Origin of the sequence: Pseudomonas palmensis (assembly GCF_017848315.1) — a bacterium.
GTDB lineage: Bacteria > Pseudomonadota > Gammaproteobacteria > Pseudomonadales > Pseudomonadaceae > Aquipseudomonas > Aquipseudomonas palmensis.
This window is the reverse complement of the sequence record NZ_JAFKEC010000044.1, coordinates 1-16,267: the sequence shown is the minus strand read 5'-3', so window position 1 is coordinate 16,267 and position 16,267 is coordinate 1. Positions and strand designations below refer to the sequence as shown.

General features: G+C 65.6%; 15 protein-coding genes. 8 read left to right on the top strand and 7 right to left on the bottom strand.

The window, feature by feature from the left end:
- Positions 1-81 precede the first annotated feature (81 nt).
- Positions 82-801, top strand: coding sequence for a protocatechuate 3,4-dioxygenase subunit beta (gene pcaH / locus JZZ72_RS20150; protein WP_043860698.1), 720 nt, complete (start codon positions 82-84; stop codon positions 799-801).
- Between the two features lie 11 nt (positions 802-812).
- On the top strand, positions 813-1,418 hold the full coding sequence (pcaG, locus tag JZZ72_RS20145) for a protocatechuate 3,4-dioxygenase subunit alpha (RefSeq protein WP_043860697.1): 606 nt from the start codon (positions 813-815) through the stop codon (positions 1,416-1,418).
- A gap of 6 nt (positions 1,419-1,424) precedes the next feature.
- On the opposite strand, the gene JZZ72_RS20140 is transcribed toward pcaG, so the two are convergent.
- From JZZ72_RS20140 to JZZ72_RS20130, 3 genes are all read right to left on the bottom strand, one after another.
- Positions 1,425-1,895: a cupin domain-containing protein gene (locus JZZ72_RS20140; protein WP_078481789.1), complete on the bottom strand. Its 471-nt coding sequence runs from the start codon at positions 1,893-1,895 to the stop codon at positions 1,425-1,427.
- A gap of 100 nt (positions 1,896-1,995) precedes the next feature.
- On the bottom strand, positions 1,996-2,907 hold the full coding sequence (locus tag JZZ72_RS20135; RefSeq protein WP_078481788.1) for a LysR family transcriptional regulator: 912 nt from the start codon (positions 2,905-2,907) through the stop codon (positions 1,996-1,998).
- 56 nt (positions 2,908-2,963) lie between these two features.
- Positions 2,964-4,682: an FAD-dependent oxidoreductase gene (locus JZZ72_RS20130; protein WP_210015008.1), complete on the bottom strand. Its 1,719-nt coding sequence runs from the start codon at positions 4,680-4,682 to the stop codon at positions 2,964-2,966.
- Between the two features lie 170 nt (positions 4,683-4,852).
- Between JZZ72_RS20130 and JZZ72_RS20125 the strand changes: the two genes are divergently transcribed.
- A complete protein-coding gene (locus JZZ72_RS20125; RefSeq protein ID WP_043860693.1) occupies positions 4,853-5,629 on the top strand; it encodes an IclR family transcriptional regulator in 777 nt (258 codons plus the stop codon).
- Between the two features lie 145 nt (positions 5,630-5,774).
- Entirely contained in the window at positions 5,775-6,596 is an 822-nt protein-coding gene (locus JZZ72_RS20120; protein WP_210015007.1) for a sugar phosphate isomerase/epimerase family protein, read from the top strand.
- A 41-nt stretch (positions 6,597-6,637) separates the two neighbouring features.
- On the opposite strand, the gene JZZ72_RS20115 is transcribed toward JZZ72_RS20120, so the two are convergent.
- Positions 6,638-7,978, bottom strand: coding sequence for an MFS transporter (locus JZZ72_RS20115; RefSeq protein ID WP_043860691.1), 1,341 nt, complete (start codon positions 7,976-7,978; stop codon positions 6,638-6,640).
- A gap of 279 nt (positions 7,979-8,257) precedes the next feature.
- On the opposite strand from JZZ72_RS20115, the gene quiC reads away from it, so the two are divergent.
- Together quiC and JZZ72_RS20105 are read left to right on the top strand one after the other, a co-directional pair.
- Positions 8,258-10,165, top strand: a complete 1,908-nt coding sequence (gene quiC / locus JZZ72_RS20110) for a 3-dehydroshikimate dehydratase QuiC (protein WP_054916558.1) — start codon at positions 8,258-8,260, stop codon at positions 10,163-10,165.
- A gap of 81 nt (positions 10,166-10,246) precedes the next feature.
- A complete protein-coding gene (locus JZZ72_RS20105) occupies positions 10,247-10,915 on the top strand; it encodes a TetR/AcrR family transcriptional regulator (protein WP_043860689.1) in 669 nt (222 codons plus the stop codon).
- A 75-nt stretch (positions 10,916-10,990) separates the two neighbouring features.
- Here JZZ72_RS20105 and JZZ72_RS20100 read toward each other — a convergent pair whose 3' ends face one another.
- The gene (locus JZZ72_RS20100) at positions 10,991-11,851 is read right to left on the bottom strand and encodes a shikimate dehydrogenase (RefSeq protein WP_100634991.1); all 861 of its coding nucleotides are present in this window, start codon (positions 11,849-11,851) and stop codon (positions 10,991-10,993) included.
- A gap of 168 nt (positions 11,852-12,019) precedes the next feature.
- Here JZZ72_RS20100 and JZZ72_RS20095 point away from each other — a divergent pair, with 168 nt between their 5' ends.
- Positions 12,020-13,186 carry an alkaline phosphatase family protein gene (locus JZZ72_RS20095; protein WP_210015006.1) on the top strand — a complete coding sequence of 389 codons (1,167 nt, stop codon included), beginning with the start codon at positions 12,020-12,022 and terminating at the stop codon, positions 13,184-13,186.
- A gap of 108 nt (positions 13,187-13,294) precedes the next feature.
- On the opposite strand, the gene trmA is transcribed toward JZZ72_RS20095, so the two are convergent.
- Both trmA and JZZ72_RS20085 read right to left on the bottom strand, forming a co-directional pair.
- The gene (gene trmA / locus JZZ72_RS20090; RefSeq protein WP_100634989.1) at positions 13,295-14,380 is read right to left on the bottom strand and encodes a tRNA (uridine(54)-C5)-methyltransferase TrmA; all 1,086 of its coding nucleotides are present in this window, start codon (positions 14,378-14,380) and stop codon (positions 13,295-13,297) included.
- Entirely contained in the window at positions 14,377-15,672 is a 1,296-nt protein-coding gene (locus JZZ72_RS20085; protein ID WP_043860685.1) for an NCS2 family permease, read from the bottom strand. Before JZZ72_RS20085 ends, trmA begins: the two co-directional genes overlap by 4 nt.
- Positions 15,673-15,831: 159 nt before the next feature.
- On the opposite strand from JZZ72_RS20085, the gene JZZ72_RS20080 reads away from it, so the two are divergent.
- On the top strand, positions 15,832-16,267 hold a 436-nt coding region (locus JZZ72_RS20080; protein ID WP_210015005.1), incomplete at its 3' end, for a GNAT family N-acetyltransferase.

Genomic DNA, 16,267 nt, shown 5'->3' with positions numbered 1-16,267 from the left:
TTCGCCGGTGCATGCCTCGGCCACACTGCCCATCACTCCTGCCCGTACAGGCCTCCAAAAATCCAATAAGAGGAGAACGGCATGTCTGCACAAGACACCAGTCGTTTCGTTATCCGTGATCGGAACTGGCATCCGAAAGCCCTTACCCCCGACTACAAGACCTCCGTCGCGCGCTCGCCTCGCCAGGCGCTGGTGAGCATTCCACAGTCCGTCAGCGAAAGCACTGGGCCGGATTTCTCCCACCTGAAATTTGCCGAGCACGACAATGACCTGCTGCTGAACTTCAACCACGGCGGCCTGCCCATCGGCGAGCGCATCATCGTGGCCGGGCGCGTGTGCGACCAGTACGGCAAGCCGATCCCGCACACCCTGGTTGAAATGTGGCAGGCCAATGCCGGCGGCCGCTATCGCCACAAGAACGATCGCTATCTGGCGCCGCTGGACCCCAACTTCGGGGGTGTGGGGCGTGCGCTGACCGACAGCGAGGGCTACTACAGTTTCCGTACCATCAAGCCGGGCCCGTACCCGTGGCGCAACGGCCCCAACGACTGGCGCCCGGCGCATATCCACGTGTCGATCAGCGGCCCGTCGATTGCCACGCGTCTGATCACCCAGCTGTACTTCGAAGGCGACCCGCTGATCCCGATGTGCCCGATCGTCAAGTCGATCGCCAACCCGGACGCGGTACAGAGCCTGATCGCCCGGCTCGACATGGCCAATGCCAACCCCATGGACTGCCTGGCCTACCGCTTCGACATCGTTCTGCGCGGCCAGCGCAAGACCCACTTCGAAAACCGCTGAGGAGCCCCGCCATGCCTATCGAACTGCTGCCGGAAACCCCATCGCAGACCGCCGGCCCCTACGTGCACATCGGCCTGGCCCTGGAAGCGGCCGGCAACCCGACCCGTGACCAGGAAATCTGGAACCGCATGGCGCGCAGCGATGCGCCCGGCGAGCACATCCTGCTGATCGGTCACGTCTACGACGGCAACGGCCACCTGGTGCGCGACTCGTTCCTGGAGTTCTGGCAGGCCGACGCGGCCGGGCAGTACCACAGCGAATTCAACCTGGAACAACCGTTCAACAGCTTCGGACGCACCGCCACCACCTTCGATGCCGGTGAATGGACGCTGCAGACGGTCAAGCCCGGTGTGGTCGCCAATGCCGCCGGCGTGCCGATGGCACCGCATATCAATGTCAGCCTGTTCGCCCGCGGCATCAACATCCATCTGCACACGCGGCTGTACTTCGACGACGAGGGCCAGGCCAATGCCAAGTGCCCTGTGCTCAACCTGATCGAACAGCCACAACGCCGCGAGACCTTGGTCGCGCGGCGCTGCGAAGTGGATGGCAAGCTGGCCTACCGTTTCGATATCCGCATCCAGGGTGAAGGCGAAACGGTGTTCTTCGATTTCTGAGGCCGCCTAGCGGGGCACCGGGTTCAGGTCGAAGTGGTTGCGCTGGTACTGGAACAGCAGGCAAGGCTCCTTCTTGGCGGTCATCTTGCAACCGCTCTCATGTTCCAGCCCGGCCGGCAACTGGTAGTACGAACCGGCCGGGTACTCGGTCTCGACCAGCTTGCCGTTCTTGTCCTTGATGCGGGCGTAGAACACGCCGCTCATCACCACGGTCGGCAACGTCTCGGTGTGGGTGTGGTAGCCATTGTCCACACCGGGACGGAAACTGACGAAGGCCTCGTAGGCACCATTGCCCAGGATGTCGCCCTGCACGTTGGCGTAGGTGACGTTGTTGTTGGTGCCCGGTACCACTTTCCAGGTCAGCGCATTTTTCGGCAGGGAGATGAGTGGGGCGGTGCAGTAGCAGACCGCAGCCACGGCGGTAGTGGCGCAAGCTGCCAACAGCAAGCCGGCGGCGGTAACTCGAAGTGCTTTCATGGTTGAAACCCTCTGATGAACAATCGAAAGAAGGTTAATCAAACAACGAACGCACAAATACGGCAGAAGCAGCCCAGAACCTGTGTGCTTCTTGCACAGATCACATCTTGATTTCCCATCGTGGTTCAGCGTAGTACGCCCGCGCATACTCGACCAATGCCCGAACCTTGGGCGCCAGATAGCGGCTTTGGGGGAACATCGCGTACACGTGCCGGGAGGGCTGCTGCCATTCGGGCAGCACCTGTACCAGGCGCCCGTCGAGCAGGGCGTCATGCACGATGAAGCGGTCGAAGCTGGCGATACCCAGGCCGGCAATGGCCGCCGCACGCAACGCCATCGGCGAGTTGGCGCTCAGCCGGCTGGGCATTGCCACGTCCAGACGCTGCCCGTCGGGCCCCTGCAGGCTCAGCCGTTGCGGCTGGGCCAGGCGGTTGTAGCCGAGCAACGCATGCTCGCCCAGGGTGTGCGGTTCGATGGGGGCCGGCCAGCGCTGCAGGTAGGCGGGGGCGGCTACCAGCACGACTTCGCTGACGGCCAGTTGCCGGGCCACCAGGTTGGAGTCGGGCAGGTGGGTGGTCACCCGCAGGCACACATCGACCCCTTCTTCGAGCATGTCCACAAAGCGGTCGGTGCAGATGAGCTCCACCTGCAACTGGTCGAAGCGCTCGACGAAGTCCGGTAGCCAGCGCCCCAGCTCCAGTTCACCGAATGCCGTGGCCACGCTCAGGCGCAGGGTGCCTGTGGGTTGCTGCTGGTGTTCGGAAATCTCCAGGCTCATGGCTTCGAGCTGCTCCAGCACCTGCACGCAATGGCGGTAGCACAGTGCGCCGGCTTCGGTGACGTGCAGGCGCCGCGTGGTGCGGCTGAGCAACTGGGTACCGAGGTGGCGCTCCAGGTTCTTGACCTGGCGCGACAGCACGGTGTGCGATTGCCCGGTCAGGGCCGCAGCGGCGCTGAAACCACCACTCTCTACCACGCGGCGAAACGCCTGCATCGCGCTGATCTGGTCCATGGTCGGCTGGCTTTCATGAAGGAGTCGGGTCGCCAGTCTAGCAGCAGCCGGCGCGCCTACTCGTAGGCACTGACCCCGGCAATGTGCCGCCCGGCGATGTAGCCGAAGGTGGTCGCCGGCCCCAGATTGATCCCGCCCGCCGGGTAATGCCCGCCCATGATGCTGAGCATGTCGCTGCCGGCGGCATACAGGCCGGCAATCGGCTGCTGCTGTGCATCCAGTACCTGGGCGTGGGCATTGGTCCTGAGCCCGGCAAAGGTGCCGAAGCAGCCCGGCTCCACCTTCACCGAATAGAACGGCCCCTGCTCGATGGGCGCCACGCACGGGTTGGGCCGGTGCAGCGCATCGCCCTGCTTGCGGTTGTAGGGCGTGCTGCCACGGCCGAACTGCGGGTCTTCGCCGTGGCGCGCATGGCGGTTGTAGTCGCTGAGCGTGGCACTCAGGCCCTGGGGGTCGATGCCGCAGGCGATGGCCAGCGCCTCGATGCTGTCGCCGCACTTGAGGTAGCCGCTGCGAATGAAGGGCGCCACCGGCAGTGGGAAGGGCCGGGAGATGCCCAGGCCGTAGCGGCGCTGGAAGGCGTGGCTGCAGATCAGCCACGAGGCTACCTGCTCGCCGGGCGCGCTGGCGACCATTGCGCTCACGTAGTCGTAATAGCCGTTGGCTTCGTTGACGAAGCGCTTGCCGTTGGCCAGCACACCGATGATGCCGGGCTTGGCACGTTCGATGATGTGCGGGAAATGGCCGAAGCTGCCGTCCTTGTACGGCACTTTCGACACCGGGGCCCAGGCCACCGGGCTTGCCAGGTCGTCGACCACGTGTGCGCCCACGCTCTCGCCCAGGCGCAGGCCATCGCCGCTGGCGCCCAGCGGCGGCAAGGCCAGGTGCTCATGCCCGGTGGGGGTACGCGGGAACAGCGCCTTGCGCCGCTCGATATCGTTGGGGAAGCCGCCGGCTGCCAGCACCACGGCCTTGCGCGCATGAATGCTCACGTCGCCGTTGGCCGTCTGCACCACCGCCCCCGTCACGCGGCCAGCGTTGTGCAGCAGGCGCTGCGCCGGGGCCGATGCCCACAGCAGCACGCCGAGGTCTTCGGCCGACTTGGCCAGGCGCGCGATCAGGGCCACGCCGTTGACCAGCTGCATCGCCCGGCCGTAGCGTGCGAGGTCGAGCAGATGGCGTGCCAGGCGCTTGCCCACATGCAGCAGCGAGCGCCACGAACGGGTCAGGGTGAGAAAGGCGGTAAGGTCCTTGCCGGCCATGATCGGCATGCCCATGAATGAGGTTTCGCGCATCGTGCGGCGCAGCTGCCTGAGCAGCTTGCCGACCTTGCGCCCGTCATACGGGGCGGCGATCACCGAGCGCCCGCCCGTGCCGGCCCCGGGCGTGTCGCCGTGGATATCGGCAATGCCGTTGCCGTCGGCGAACTGCAGGGCGGTATGGCGTTCGAAGAACGACACCATGTGGGGCGCCGCCTCCAGGAACGCATCGATCATCGCCGGTTCGAAGCGTTCGCCCAGTTCGTGTTGCAGGTAGGTGCGCGGCAGCGAACGGTCCTCGACGATGCCGGCGCGCTGTGCCAGCGGGTTGCACGGTACCCACATCCAGCCGCCGGACCAGGCCGTGGCGCCGCCGAACACCGGGTCCTTTTCGACCACGATGACCTTCTGCCCGTGAAAGGCGGCGGTCACCGCGGCGCTCAGGCCGGCAGCGCCGGAGCCGATGACCAGGACATCGCAGTCCACCGGGCGGGAGGTAGGGGTGTGGGCAGTCATGCTGGGTCCTCGCAGTGCGCGCAATTATTATTTTGGAACGAAGTTCCATATTCTATGATTGCACGTCGGCTGCCAAGGTCGTCGCCTGCAAAGTTGGGCGAAGATCGAACAGTGGTTTGCGCTTTGCCCGGCGCTCTTTAGAATCGGCGAAATTTTCAGGGACCGTGACCATGGCCGGCAGTCAGATCGAACGTGCTTTCAGCCTTCTCGAAAGCCTCACCAGCGAGCCGCGCGGGCTGCCGATGCAGACCCTGGCCGAGCAGCTGGACATCCCCAAGAGCGCGACCCATCGCATGCTCGCCGAGCTCATGCGCCTGGGCTACGTGCGCCAGAACCCGGAAAACAGCCGGTACCTGCTGAGCACCAAGCTGGTGGGCATGGGCTTTCGCTACCTGGCCCAGAGCGGTGCCGACATCGTCCAGCCGATTCTCGACCAGTTGGCCGCGCAGACCGGCGAGCTGGTGCGGCTGGGGATCATCGACGGCGAGCGCCAGGTGTGGATCGCCAAGGCCCAGGGCGCCCGCTCCGGCCTGCGCTACGACCCGGACATGGGGCGTGAGGCGCCGCTGTTCTACAGCGCCTCGGGGCATGCCTGGCTGGCCAGCCTGAGCGATGCCCAGGCGTTGCTGCTGGTGGAGCGCCAGGGCGTGGGCCGGCGCGAGGACTTCGGGCCGAACGCGCCGGCTTCCAATGCCCAGCTGCTGGAACGCCTGCGCATGGCGCGGGAACTGGGTTATGCGTGGGTGGTGGAGAGTTCGGCGCTGGGTACGTCGGCGTTGGCGGCGGTGGTGCGACACCCGCAGGATGGGCATGTGGTCGGGGTGTTGAGCGTGGCCGGGCCGACCGCACGCCTGAACGAGGCGCGCCTGCACGAGCTGGCGCCGGCGTTGCTGGCGGCGGCGGCCGAGCTGTCGGCGGCCAGCCCGGCGTCGGAGCTGTTTGTCTAGACGCTTCGCTGGCAAGCCAGCGAAGCGGCCCTCAGGCAAACAAAGGCAGTTTTGCGGAGCGCAAAGCTGTTTTTTTTGTACTTGCATTGAAATTGGAACTAAGTTCTAAATAATGCAAATACAACAACGCACCCGAGACTCCTCCATGAACCCACGTGTCATGTCCCTGGCCGCCCTCACTGTCCTTGAGCTGTCCCCACCCCGGATGGTCGAAGTCGCCGCCCGGGCCGGCTACAGCCATGTCGGCCTGCGCCTCGAGCCGGCCACCCCCGAAGAACACCACTTCCCGCTGGCAAGCGACGCCGGCCTGCGCCGGCAGACAGCCGAGCGCCTGCGCGACACCGGCATCCGGGTGCTCGATGTGGAGATTCTGCGGCTCAAGCCCGACACCCGCGTCGCCGACTTCGAGGCCCTGCTCGCGGTGGGCGCCGACTTCGGTGCCAGCGAGCTGCTGGTTGCCGGCAACGACCCGGATGAACAGCGCCTGACCGACAACTTCGCGGCGCTGTGCGACCTGGCCGCGCCGTATGGCCTGCACCCCCACCTGGAGTTCATGCCGTGGACCGATGCCAAGGACCTGACCCAGGCCACCCGCATCGTCGAAAACGCCGGGCGCGCCAACGGCTGCGTGCTGGTCGATGCCTTCCACTTCGATCGCTCGGCGTCGCGCCTGCAAGACCTGCGCCGCTTGCCGGCCTCGCGCATCCGCTACGCGCAACTGTGCGACGTGGCGGGCCCGCGCCCCGACGACATGGCCGAGATCCTGCGTCAGGCGCGTAACGAGCGACGTTTTCCAGGGGATGGGGAGTGCGACCTGAACGGGTTGCTGCACAGCTTGCCGGCCGACCTGCCGCTGAGCCTGGAGATCCCCACGCGCCAGTTGCTGGAGCAGGGGGTGAGTGCGCTGCAGCGCGCGCAGTGGGCGCTGGAGAAGGCCCGCAAGGTAATGAACGCCGGCTCCCTGTAGGAGCCAGCGTTGCTGGCGAAGGGCTGCATTGCAGCCCGGGCTTACGCCTCGACTGTCGGGATCCTGCGCGGTGCCATGAAATACATCCACAGCAGCGCGATGAAATACATCGCCGGAATCATGGTGAACAGCACGGTGTAGTTGTTGTTGGTGCTGGTCAGCACATGCCCCACGATCTGGGTCATGAACATCCCCCCGGTGGCCGCGCACATGCCGCCAAAGCCGAACACGGTGCTCATCATGTGCTTGGGCGTGTAGTCCATCACCAGGCTCCAGATGTTGGCGGTCCACGCCTGGTGCGCGGCAATCGCCAGGGAGATGGCCAGTACCGCCACCCACAGGCTGCTGGCGCCGGCGGCGAAGATCACCCCGACGATGGTGGTGGCGAACAGCAGCATCGACAGCAGCCGCGCCTTCACCGGCGCCATGCCGCGACCGATCATGAACGAGGACAGGATCCCGCCACCCACGCTGCCGAAGTCGGCACTGAGGTAGATCACGATCAGCGGGATGCCCATCTGCGTGACGCTGATGCCCAGGTTGTACTGCTGGTTCAGAAACGGCGGCAGCCAGTACAGGTAGAACCAGAACACCGGCGCGGTGATCGAGTAGGCCAGGGCAAAGGCCCAGGTGCCACGCATGCGCAGGATACGGGTGAACGGCACGGCCGCCTGTTCAGGCTCGACCTCGCTCTGGATGTACGCCAGTTCCGCCTTGCTCACGCTCGGGTGGTTTTCCGGGTTGAAGTACTTCAGGCCCCAGAACGTGGCCCACACCAGGCCCAGCGCGCCCATGGCCATGAACGCCGCCTGCCAGCCCCACACGGTGAGGATCAGCGGCAGCAGCATCGGGGTGAACATGGCGCCGACGTTGGTGCCGGCGTTGAAGATGCCGGTGGCCACCGCCCGCTCGCCCGCCGGGAACCACAGCCGGGTGGTCTTCACGCAGGCCGGGTAGTTGGCCGCTTCGGTCAGGCCGAGGATGAAGCGACAGACCATGAAGCCCACCGCCGAGGTGGCCAGGCCGTGGGCGCCAGTGGCCAGGCTCCACAGCAGCACCGCGCAGAAGAACACGCGCTTGACGCCGATGCGGTCGATCAGCCGGCCCTGCAGCACGAAGCCGATGGCGTAGCCCACCTGGAACCAGAAGTTGATGTTGGCGTAGTCCATCGCCGTCCAGCTCATTTCCTTGGCCAGGATCGGCTGCATCACGCCCAGTGCGGCGCGGTCGATGTAGTTCAGGGTGGTGGCGAAGAATACCAGCGCCAGCATCACCCAGCGGGTCTTGCCGACGCCCATGGCGCCACGGATCTTGTCGCCGATACCGGCGTGCGGGGTACTGGCCGATGGCTGGGCCAGGGGAGTGCTTTGGCTGTGGATCATGTGGTGATTACCCGTATTTTTATGTTTATGGGTCAAGCCAGGATGACACGCGGTACACCAGTCGACTACGGCAGGTTCGTCGGTGCTTTTGGCAAGATGCTCGTCTGCCCGGTGGTAAGAAATGGTGCGCATTGGTCAAAAAAGGGTCAATTGATCTGGGCGGGTACTGGGCGATAATCGCACACAAAACTAACCAGTTCGTACCTTTTGATTGAGCTAGGATAAACCCCAGCCAATAATTCGTGCAGCTGGGCACTGCCTGCCCGTTGGAGCCTGAAGATGCAGCGTTCGATTGCCACCGTGTCCCTGAGCGGCACCTTGCCGGAAAAACTCGAAGCCATTGCCGCCGCCGGATTCGACGGCGTGGAGATCTTCGAAAACGACCTTCTCTACTACGACGGCAGCCCCCGCGAGATTCGCCAGCGCTGCACCGACCTGGGGCTGGACATCACCCTTTTCCAGCCGTTTCGCGATTTCGAGGGCTGCCCGCGCGGGCGCCTGGCGCGCAACCTGGAGCGCGCCGAGCGCAAGTTCGAACTGATGCAGGAGCTGGGCACCGACCTGGTGCTGGTGTGCAGCAACGTGTCGGCCGACGCGCTGGGCGGCCAGCAACTGCTGGTCGACGACCTGAGCCTGCTGGCCGAGCGGGCCGCCGCCCACGGTGTGCGCATCGGCTACGAGGCGCTGGCCTGGGGGCGGCACGTGAACACCTGGCAGCAGGTGTGGGACATCGTGCGCCAGGCCGATCACGCCAACCTGGGTATGATCCTCGACAGCTTCCACACCCTGTCGCTCAAGGGCGACCCCAGCGCCATCGCGCAGGTGCCGGGGGACAAGATCTTCTTCGTGCAGATGGCCGATGCGCCGATCCTGGCCATGGATGTGCTGGAGTGGAGCCGGCATTTTCGCTGCTTCCCGGGGCAGGGCGAGTTCGACCTGCCGGGGTTTCTGGCGCCGATTCTGCAGGCCGGCTATCGCGGGCCGCTGTCGCTGGAGATCTTCAACGACGGTTTTCGTGCCGCGCCGCCACGGGCCAATGCCGCCGACGGCCTGCGTTCGCTGCTGTACCTGGAGGAAAAGACCCGTCAGTTGCTCGAACGCACCGCACCGCTGGCCGACCCCGAGCTGCTGTTCGCGCCGCCGCCGGCCAGCAGCTGCGATGGCATCGAGTTTCTCGAGTTTGCGGTCGACGACGCCTCGGGCGCCAAGCTGGGCAACTGGCTCGAAGGCCTGGGCTTTGCCCGTGCCGGCAAGCATCGTTCGAAGAATGTGAGCCTGCTGCGCCAGGGCGAGATCAACCTGATCCTCAACGCCGAGCCCTATTCGTTCGCACACAACTTCTTCGAAAGCCACGGCCCGTCGCTGTGCGCCACGGCGATCCGGGTCAGGCACAGCGCCCAGGCGCTGGCCCGGGCGGTGGCCTATCACGGCCAGCCCTATCGTGGCCTGGTGGGGCCCAACGAACGTGAGCTGGCAGCGGTACGCGCGCCCGACGGCAGCCTGATCTACCTGGTGGACCAGGGCGCGGACGGACGCACCATCTACGACACCGACTTCAGCCTCAGCGAGCAACCCGCCCATGGCCTGGGCCTGACCCGCATCGACCACATGGCACTTGCCCTGCCGGCCGACAGCCTGGACAGCTGGGTGCTGTTCTACAAAAGCCTGCTCGACTTCAGCGCCGATGACGAGGTGGTGCTTCCCGATCCCTATGGCCTGGTCAAGAGCCGCGCCCTGCGCAGCCAGTGCAGTTCGATCCGGCTGCCGTTGAACATCTCCGAAAACCGCAACACCGCGATTGCCCACGCGCTGTCCAACTACCGCGGCTCGGGCGTGCATCACATCGCCTTCGACTGCCAGGACATCTTCGCCGCCGTCAAGCGCGCCAAGGAAGCCGGTGTGGCGCTGCTCGATATCCCGCTGAACTACTACGACGACCTGGCGGCCCGGTTCGACTTCGACGATCAGTTCCTGAGCGAGCTGGCCTACTACAACGTGCTGTACGACCGTGATGCCCAGGGCGGCGAGCTGTTCCACGTGTACACCGAGCCGTTCGAGGAGCGCTTCTTTTTCGAGGTGCTGCAGCGGCGCAATGGCTACAGCGGTTACGGCGCGGCCAACGTCGCGGTGCGCCTGGCGGCGATGGCCAAGGCGCGCAGCGGCGGGCTGCGGCATGCCAAGCTGTAACGTGTCAGCGCCCGTCAGGCTTTCTTCTGGCGCACCCCGGGGCCATAATCGCGCGGTTAACCGACTGGTCAAGAGCCCCGTATGACGACAACTCCAGCACCCTTGGCGGCACCTGCCGAGGCGCCGCGCAAGAGCCGCAAGAACAATCCTGAGAAAACCCGCGAGAACATTCTGCAGGCGGCCATCAGCGAGTTCGTGCAGCAAGGCCTGGCCGGTGCCCGGGTCGATGCGATCGCCGAGCGCACCCAGACCTCCAAGCGCATGATCTACTACTACTTCAACAGCAAGGAGCAGCTGTATGTGGAGGTGCTGGAGAAGCTTTACGGCGATATCCGCAGCACCGAAAGCAACCTGCACCTGGCTGAACTGGAGCCGCGCCAGGGCATTCGCCGGCTGATCGAGTTCACCTTCGATCACCATGATCGCAACGTCGACTTCGTGCGTATCGTGTGCAACGAAAACATGCATCACGGCGAGTACGTCAAGCAGTCGGCCGCGATCCGCTCGATGAACAAGACGGTGCTCACCGCGCTGGACGAGATACTCCAGCGCGGGGCTGCCGAGGGGGTGTTCCGCCAGGGCCTGACGGCGCTGGACGTTCACCTGCTGATCAGCTCGTTCTGCTTCTATCGCGTGTCCAACCGGCACACCTTTGGCGAGATCTTCCAGGTGGATTTCGAGGACAAGGCGCTCAAGGACAAGCACCGCGAGATGATCTGCGAGTCGGTACTGCGCTACCTGCAGGCGTGATGCCAGGGAGCCTCCAGTCGCCGGCAGGGCCGGCACCTGCGGGTTGACCACCCTGTACAGGTGCCGGCTAAGCGTTCAATCCCCCAGGCTGTTGAAGTGCCCGATCATGCGCTGTGCATCCGGCACCACGCCGCTGAACAGCTCGAAGGCCTTCACCGCCTGAAACACCGCCATGTTGGCCCCGTTGAGCGTGCGGCATCCCAGTGCCCGCGCCTCGCGCAGCAATTGGGTCTCCAGCGGGAAGTACACGATCTCGGCCACCCACATTTCGGCGCGCAGCAGCGCCCTGGGCACCGGCATGCCCGGCAGCTTGGCCATGCCCATGGGGGTGGTGTTGACCAGCCCGCAGGCCTGGCCCATGGCCGCTTGCAGGTCATGCCCGCAGCGTGCCGGGCTGCCCTCGAAATGCTGGTTGAGGTTGTCTGCCAGTGCCTGGGCCCGGGCGGGCTCCACATCGAAGAGCGTCAGCTGGGCCACCCCTTCGCTGAGCAGCGCATGGGCCACCGCGGCACCCGCACCGCCTGCCCCCATCTGCACCACATGACGACGTGAAACATCACCCAGGCCACGCCTGAAGCCCTCGGCAAACCCCAGGCAGTCGGTGTTGTGGCCGATGCGTCGACCGTCCTTGAGCACCACGGTGTTCACCGCGCCGATACCACGCGCCTCGGGCGACAGCTCGTCGAGCAGGGGCACGATCGCCTGCTTGCACGGAAAGGTGATGTTGAGCCCGGTAAAGCCCATGTACTCGGCCGCGGTCAGCAGTTCTTCGAGGGCGCTGCTGTCCAGCTTCAGCTGGTCCAGGTCGATCAGCCGGTACAGGTAGTTGATGCCCTGGGCGGCGCCTTCGTGCTCGTGCAGGGCCGGGGTACGCGAGGCCTGGATGCCGGCGCCGATCAGGCCGGCGAGAATGCCGGAAGGGGAGGCCAAACTCATCGGTAAAACTCCATTGTTGTTCTTGGCAGGGGGAGGGAGCGTCACGACTAAAATGTACTGACTGGTTAATAGGGTCAATCCGGGCGGGCCGTGTATTGATCGTTTCTGTTCGCTGATCGAACAAGCTGTGCTAAACCTGTTGTTTTGCACGGCACCACGGAGGGCGACATGGCGGCGCAGTTCGAAGAGATGCGGGACGTTCACGACACCTGGCCGGGCCTGGCCAGCCTGACCCAGTCTGTTTTCGCCGGGTTGGGCGCCAGGGGCTTCAGGAATCCGTTCCGGCTCGAGCGCTCTACAGCCACCTGCCTGCTGTTGATCGATGGCTTGGGCTGGAACCTGCTCAAGGCGCACGCCGAGCATGCACCGTTCCTGGCCGCGCTGATGCAGCACGACAGCCATTTCAAGGTCGGCTTCCCGGCCACCACTGCCGCCAGCCTGGCCGCCGTGACCTCCGGCATGGGCAGCGGTGCGCATGGCATCGTGGGCTGCGATTTCGCCCTGGATGCACATTCGGTGTTCTCGCCGCTGTCATGGACCACTGCGGCCGCGCAGACGGGCAGCGTGCCGACCGCGGCGCCTGTCGCGGCCTCCTTCATCGTGCCGCAGACCGCCTGGGAAGACGCGGCCGCCCAGGGCGTACAGATCAGCACGGTCATGCTCGGGCGCTTTGCCGACTCGGACTTCACCCGTGCCATCTACAAGGCCGGCGGCATCCTTGCCGCGCCGGCCTACGATGCCTATCCCGAGCTGGTGCGTAGCGCACTGGAGGTGGAGGCGCCAGCCTTCTGCTTTGCCTATTTCGGTGACCTGGACTTTGCCGGGCACCTGTATGGGCCGGGCTCGCCCGACTGGTGCAGGCAACTGGAGATTGCCGATCAGCTGGCCCGCGACATTGCCGGACGCCTGCCGCGCTCGGCGCGCATGCTCGTGATTGCCGACCACGGCATGCTCGACCTGGACCGCGCCCAGGTGCATGACTTCGATACCGACAGTGCCTTGCAGGACGGGGTGCGGGCGATGGCCGGGGACATCCGGGCGCGCTACCTGTACACCCACGAGCATCAGCAGGACCGCGTGCACGAGCGCTGGCAGAACCGCCTGGGGGATGAATACCGGGTGTTGAGCAAGGCCCAGGCGATTGGCGCGGGGTTGTTCGGGGACGTGATGCTGAGCCAGGCCGAGGGGCGTATCGGGGACCTGATCGTGGTTCCGACCGGGGCCGGCGGGATCATTCGCAGCGTGGAGGAGAAGCACCCCAGCCAGTGGCGCGGGCACCATGGGGCGTTGACGGACGCGGACCAGGTGGTGCCGCTGTTGATGTACTCAGGTTAGGGCCATCGCGGGTCAAGCCCGCTCCCACAGGTACCCCACTGCCCTTCAGAGCCGTGACATTCCTGTGGGAGCGGGCTTGACCCGCGATAGAACACCGCCGATCCGGGCTTAGCGCCGAACCAGCAGCACCCCGCTTTCCATATGGTGCGTATACGGGAACTGGTCAAACAGCGCACACCGCTCGATACGGTGCGTATCGCTCAACTGCTCGATGTTCGCCGCCAGTGTCTCGGGGTTGCACGAGATGTACAGGATGTTATCGAAGCGCCGGGTCAGCTCGCAGGTGTCCGGGTCCATGCCCGCGCGCGGCGGGTCGACGAACACGCTGCCAAAGGCATAGCTTTTCAGGTCGATGCCTTCCAGGCGCCGGAACGGCCGCACCTCGTTCAAGGCCTCGGTCAGCTCTTCGGCCGACAGGCGCACCAGGCGCACGTTATCCACGCCGTTGTCGTCCAGGTTGTGCAGCGCGGCGTTCACCGAGGTCTTGCTGATCTCGGTGGCCAGCACCTTGCGCACCCGCGTGGCCAGCGGCAGGGTGAAGTTGCCGTTGCCGCAGTACAGCTCCAGCAGGTCGTCCTCGCGCTCGCCCAGGGCCTCGTAGGCCCAGTTGAGCATCTTCTGGTTCACCGTGCCGTTGGGCTGGGTGAACGCGCCTTCAGGCTGGCGATAGCGGAAAGTGCGCCCGCCCACGGCCAACTCTTCAACCGCATAGTCACGGCCGATCACCACGCGCTTGCCCTTGGAGCGCCCGATGATGCTCACGCCCAGGTCGGTCGCCAGTTGCCGGGCAGCGGCTTCCCAATGCTCGTCCAGTGGACGGTGGTAGCACAGGGTGATCATCGCGTCGCCCGCCAGGGTGGTCAGGAACTCCACCTGGAACAGCTTGAAGCTCAGCGCCGAACTGGCCTGCCACGCCGCCTTGAGCTGCGGCATCAACTGGTTGATGCGCTGGCTGGCGATGGGGAAGTCTTCGATCAGGATCGCCTGGTGCTTTTCACCCGGGGCGAACATCGCGTAGTGACGTTGCTCGTTCTCGCGCCACAGGCGAAACTCGGCGCGCAGGCGGTAATGCTCGCGCGGCGAGTCGAACACCGCCGGCTCCGGTGCGCCGAATGGCGCCAGCAGTGCGCGCAGGCGCTCGACCTTGGCCTCAAGCTGCGCGGTGTAGGTAGTCGGGTCGTAGACGGAACTCATGCGGCGTACCAGCCCAGCTTGATCACGAACAGGATGGAGAGCACCACCAGCGCCGAGTTCAGTTCATGCCGGCGGCCCGAGATCAGCTTGATCACGGTCCAGGAGATGAAGCCGAAGGCGATGCCGTTGGCAATCGAATAGGTCAGCGGCATGGCCAGCGCGGTGACCACCACCGGGGCGGCCTCGGTCACGTCGTCCCAGTTGATTTCCGCCAGGCCCGAGGCCATCAGCACGGCGACGAACAGCAGTGCAGGCGCGGTTGCGAAGGCCGGCACGCTGCCGGCCAGCGGGGCGAAGAACAGTGCCAGCAGGAACAGCCCAGCCACCACGATGGCGGTCAGCCCGGTGCGTCCGCCAGCACTCACGCCGGCCGCCGATTCGATATAGCTGGTGGTGGTCGAGGTGCCCAGCAGCGAGCCGGCCATGGCCGCGGTGCTGTCGGCGATCAGGGCGCGGCCCATCTTCGGCATGTGGCCGTCCTTGCCCATCAGCCCGGCGCGCTTGGCCACGCCGATCAGGGTGCCGGAGTTGTCGAACAAGTCGACGAACAGGAAGGCGAAGATCACGCTGATCAGGCCGACATCCAGTGCGCCCTTGATGTCCAGCTGCAGGAAGGTCGGGGCCAGCGAGGGCGGCATCGACACGATGCCGTTGAACGGGGTGTAGCCCAGGCCGATGGAGGCGACGGTGACCGCCAGGATGCCGATCAGCACGGCGCCGCGTACCTTCATCGCCTCGAGCGCGACGATCAGGAAGAAGCCCAGGGTGGCCAGTACCGGTGCCGGGTTGCGCAGGTCGCCCAGGCCCACCAGGGTGGCCGGGTTGTCGACCACGATGCCGGCGTTGTGCAGGGCGATCAGCGCCAGGAACAGGCCGATACCGGCGGCAATTGCCGAACGCAGCGGCAGCGGAATGCTGTTGACGATCCATTCGCGGATGCGAAAGATCGACAGCAGGAAGAACAGCACCGCCGAAATGAATACCGCCCCCAGTGCCACTTGCCAGGTGTGGCCCATGTGCAGCACCACGGTGTAGGTGAAGAAGGCGTTCAGGCCCATGCCCGGCGCCAGCGCGATCGGGTAGTTGGCGATCAGCCCCATCACCGCCGAACCGATGGCGGCAGCCAGGCACGTGGCGACGAAGATCGCGCCCTTGTCCATGCCGGTCTCGCCGAGGATGCTCGGGTTGACGAACAGGATGTAGGCCATGGCCAGGAAGGTGGTGACCCCCGCCAGGATTTCGGTGCGCACGTTGGTATTGTGCGCTTTCAGTTGAAACAGCCTTTCCAGCATGCCAGCTCCCCGTGGCGCACTGCGGCGCCTTGAATGTTCGACCCCATCAGCAAAGCACAGACTGTACCGGACACGGGGTGCCGGACTGAGTGATTTTTGAATGGGCCGCAAAAAAGCCGCGCATCATATCAGCAAGACCGCCACTTTTGGACCAGGACCATGACCGTGCAGCTGATTCACTACGATGCGCTGACCCCGGCCCAGCGCGCAGGCCTGCCCGGCATCGAGGTGCTGGCGGCGCAGCGGGCGTTTTGCGGTGACATCGAGGGCGCGCTGCATACCCTGCTGAACCGGCCCGGCGACGATGTGCGCGGGCTGGCGCTGCTGGTGGGGGGCGTGCCGCAGGGCTTCCTGCTGCTCAAGCGTGGTGCACACCTGCCGCCGTGGGCCCGCCATGATGCGGCCACCTTGCATGCCCTGCAGGTGGACTGGCGGGCGCAGGGGCAGGGGCTTGGCCGCTGGTGCCTGGCGGCGCTGCCGGCGCGGGTGCGCGAAGTGTGGCCGCAGGTGCGTTGCCTGCAACTGTCGGTGGATACCGACAATCAGGCGGCGTTGAGGCTGTACCGCGCGGCGGGGTGGGTGGACAGCGGCGAGG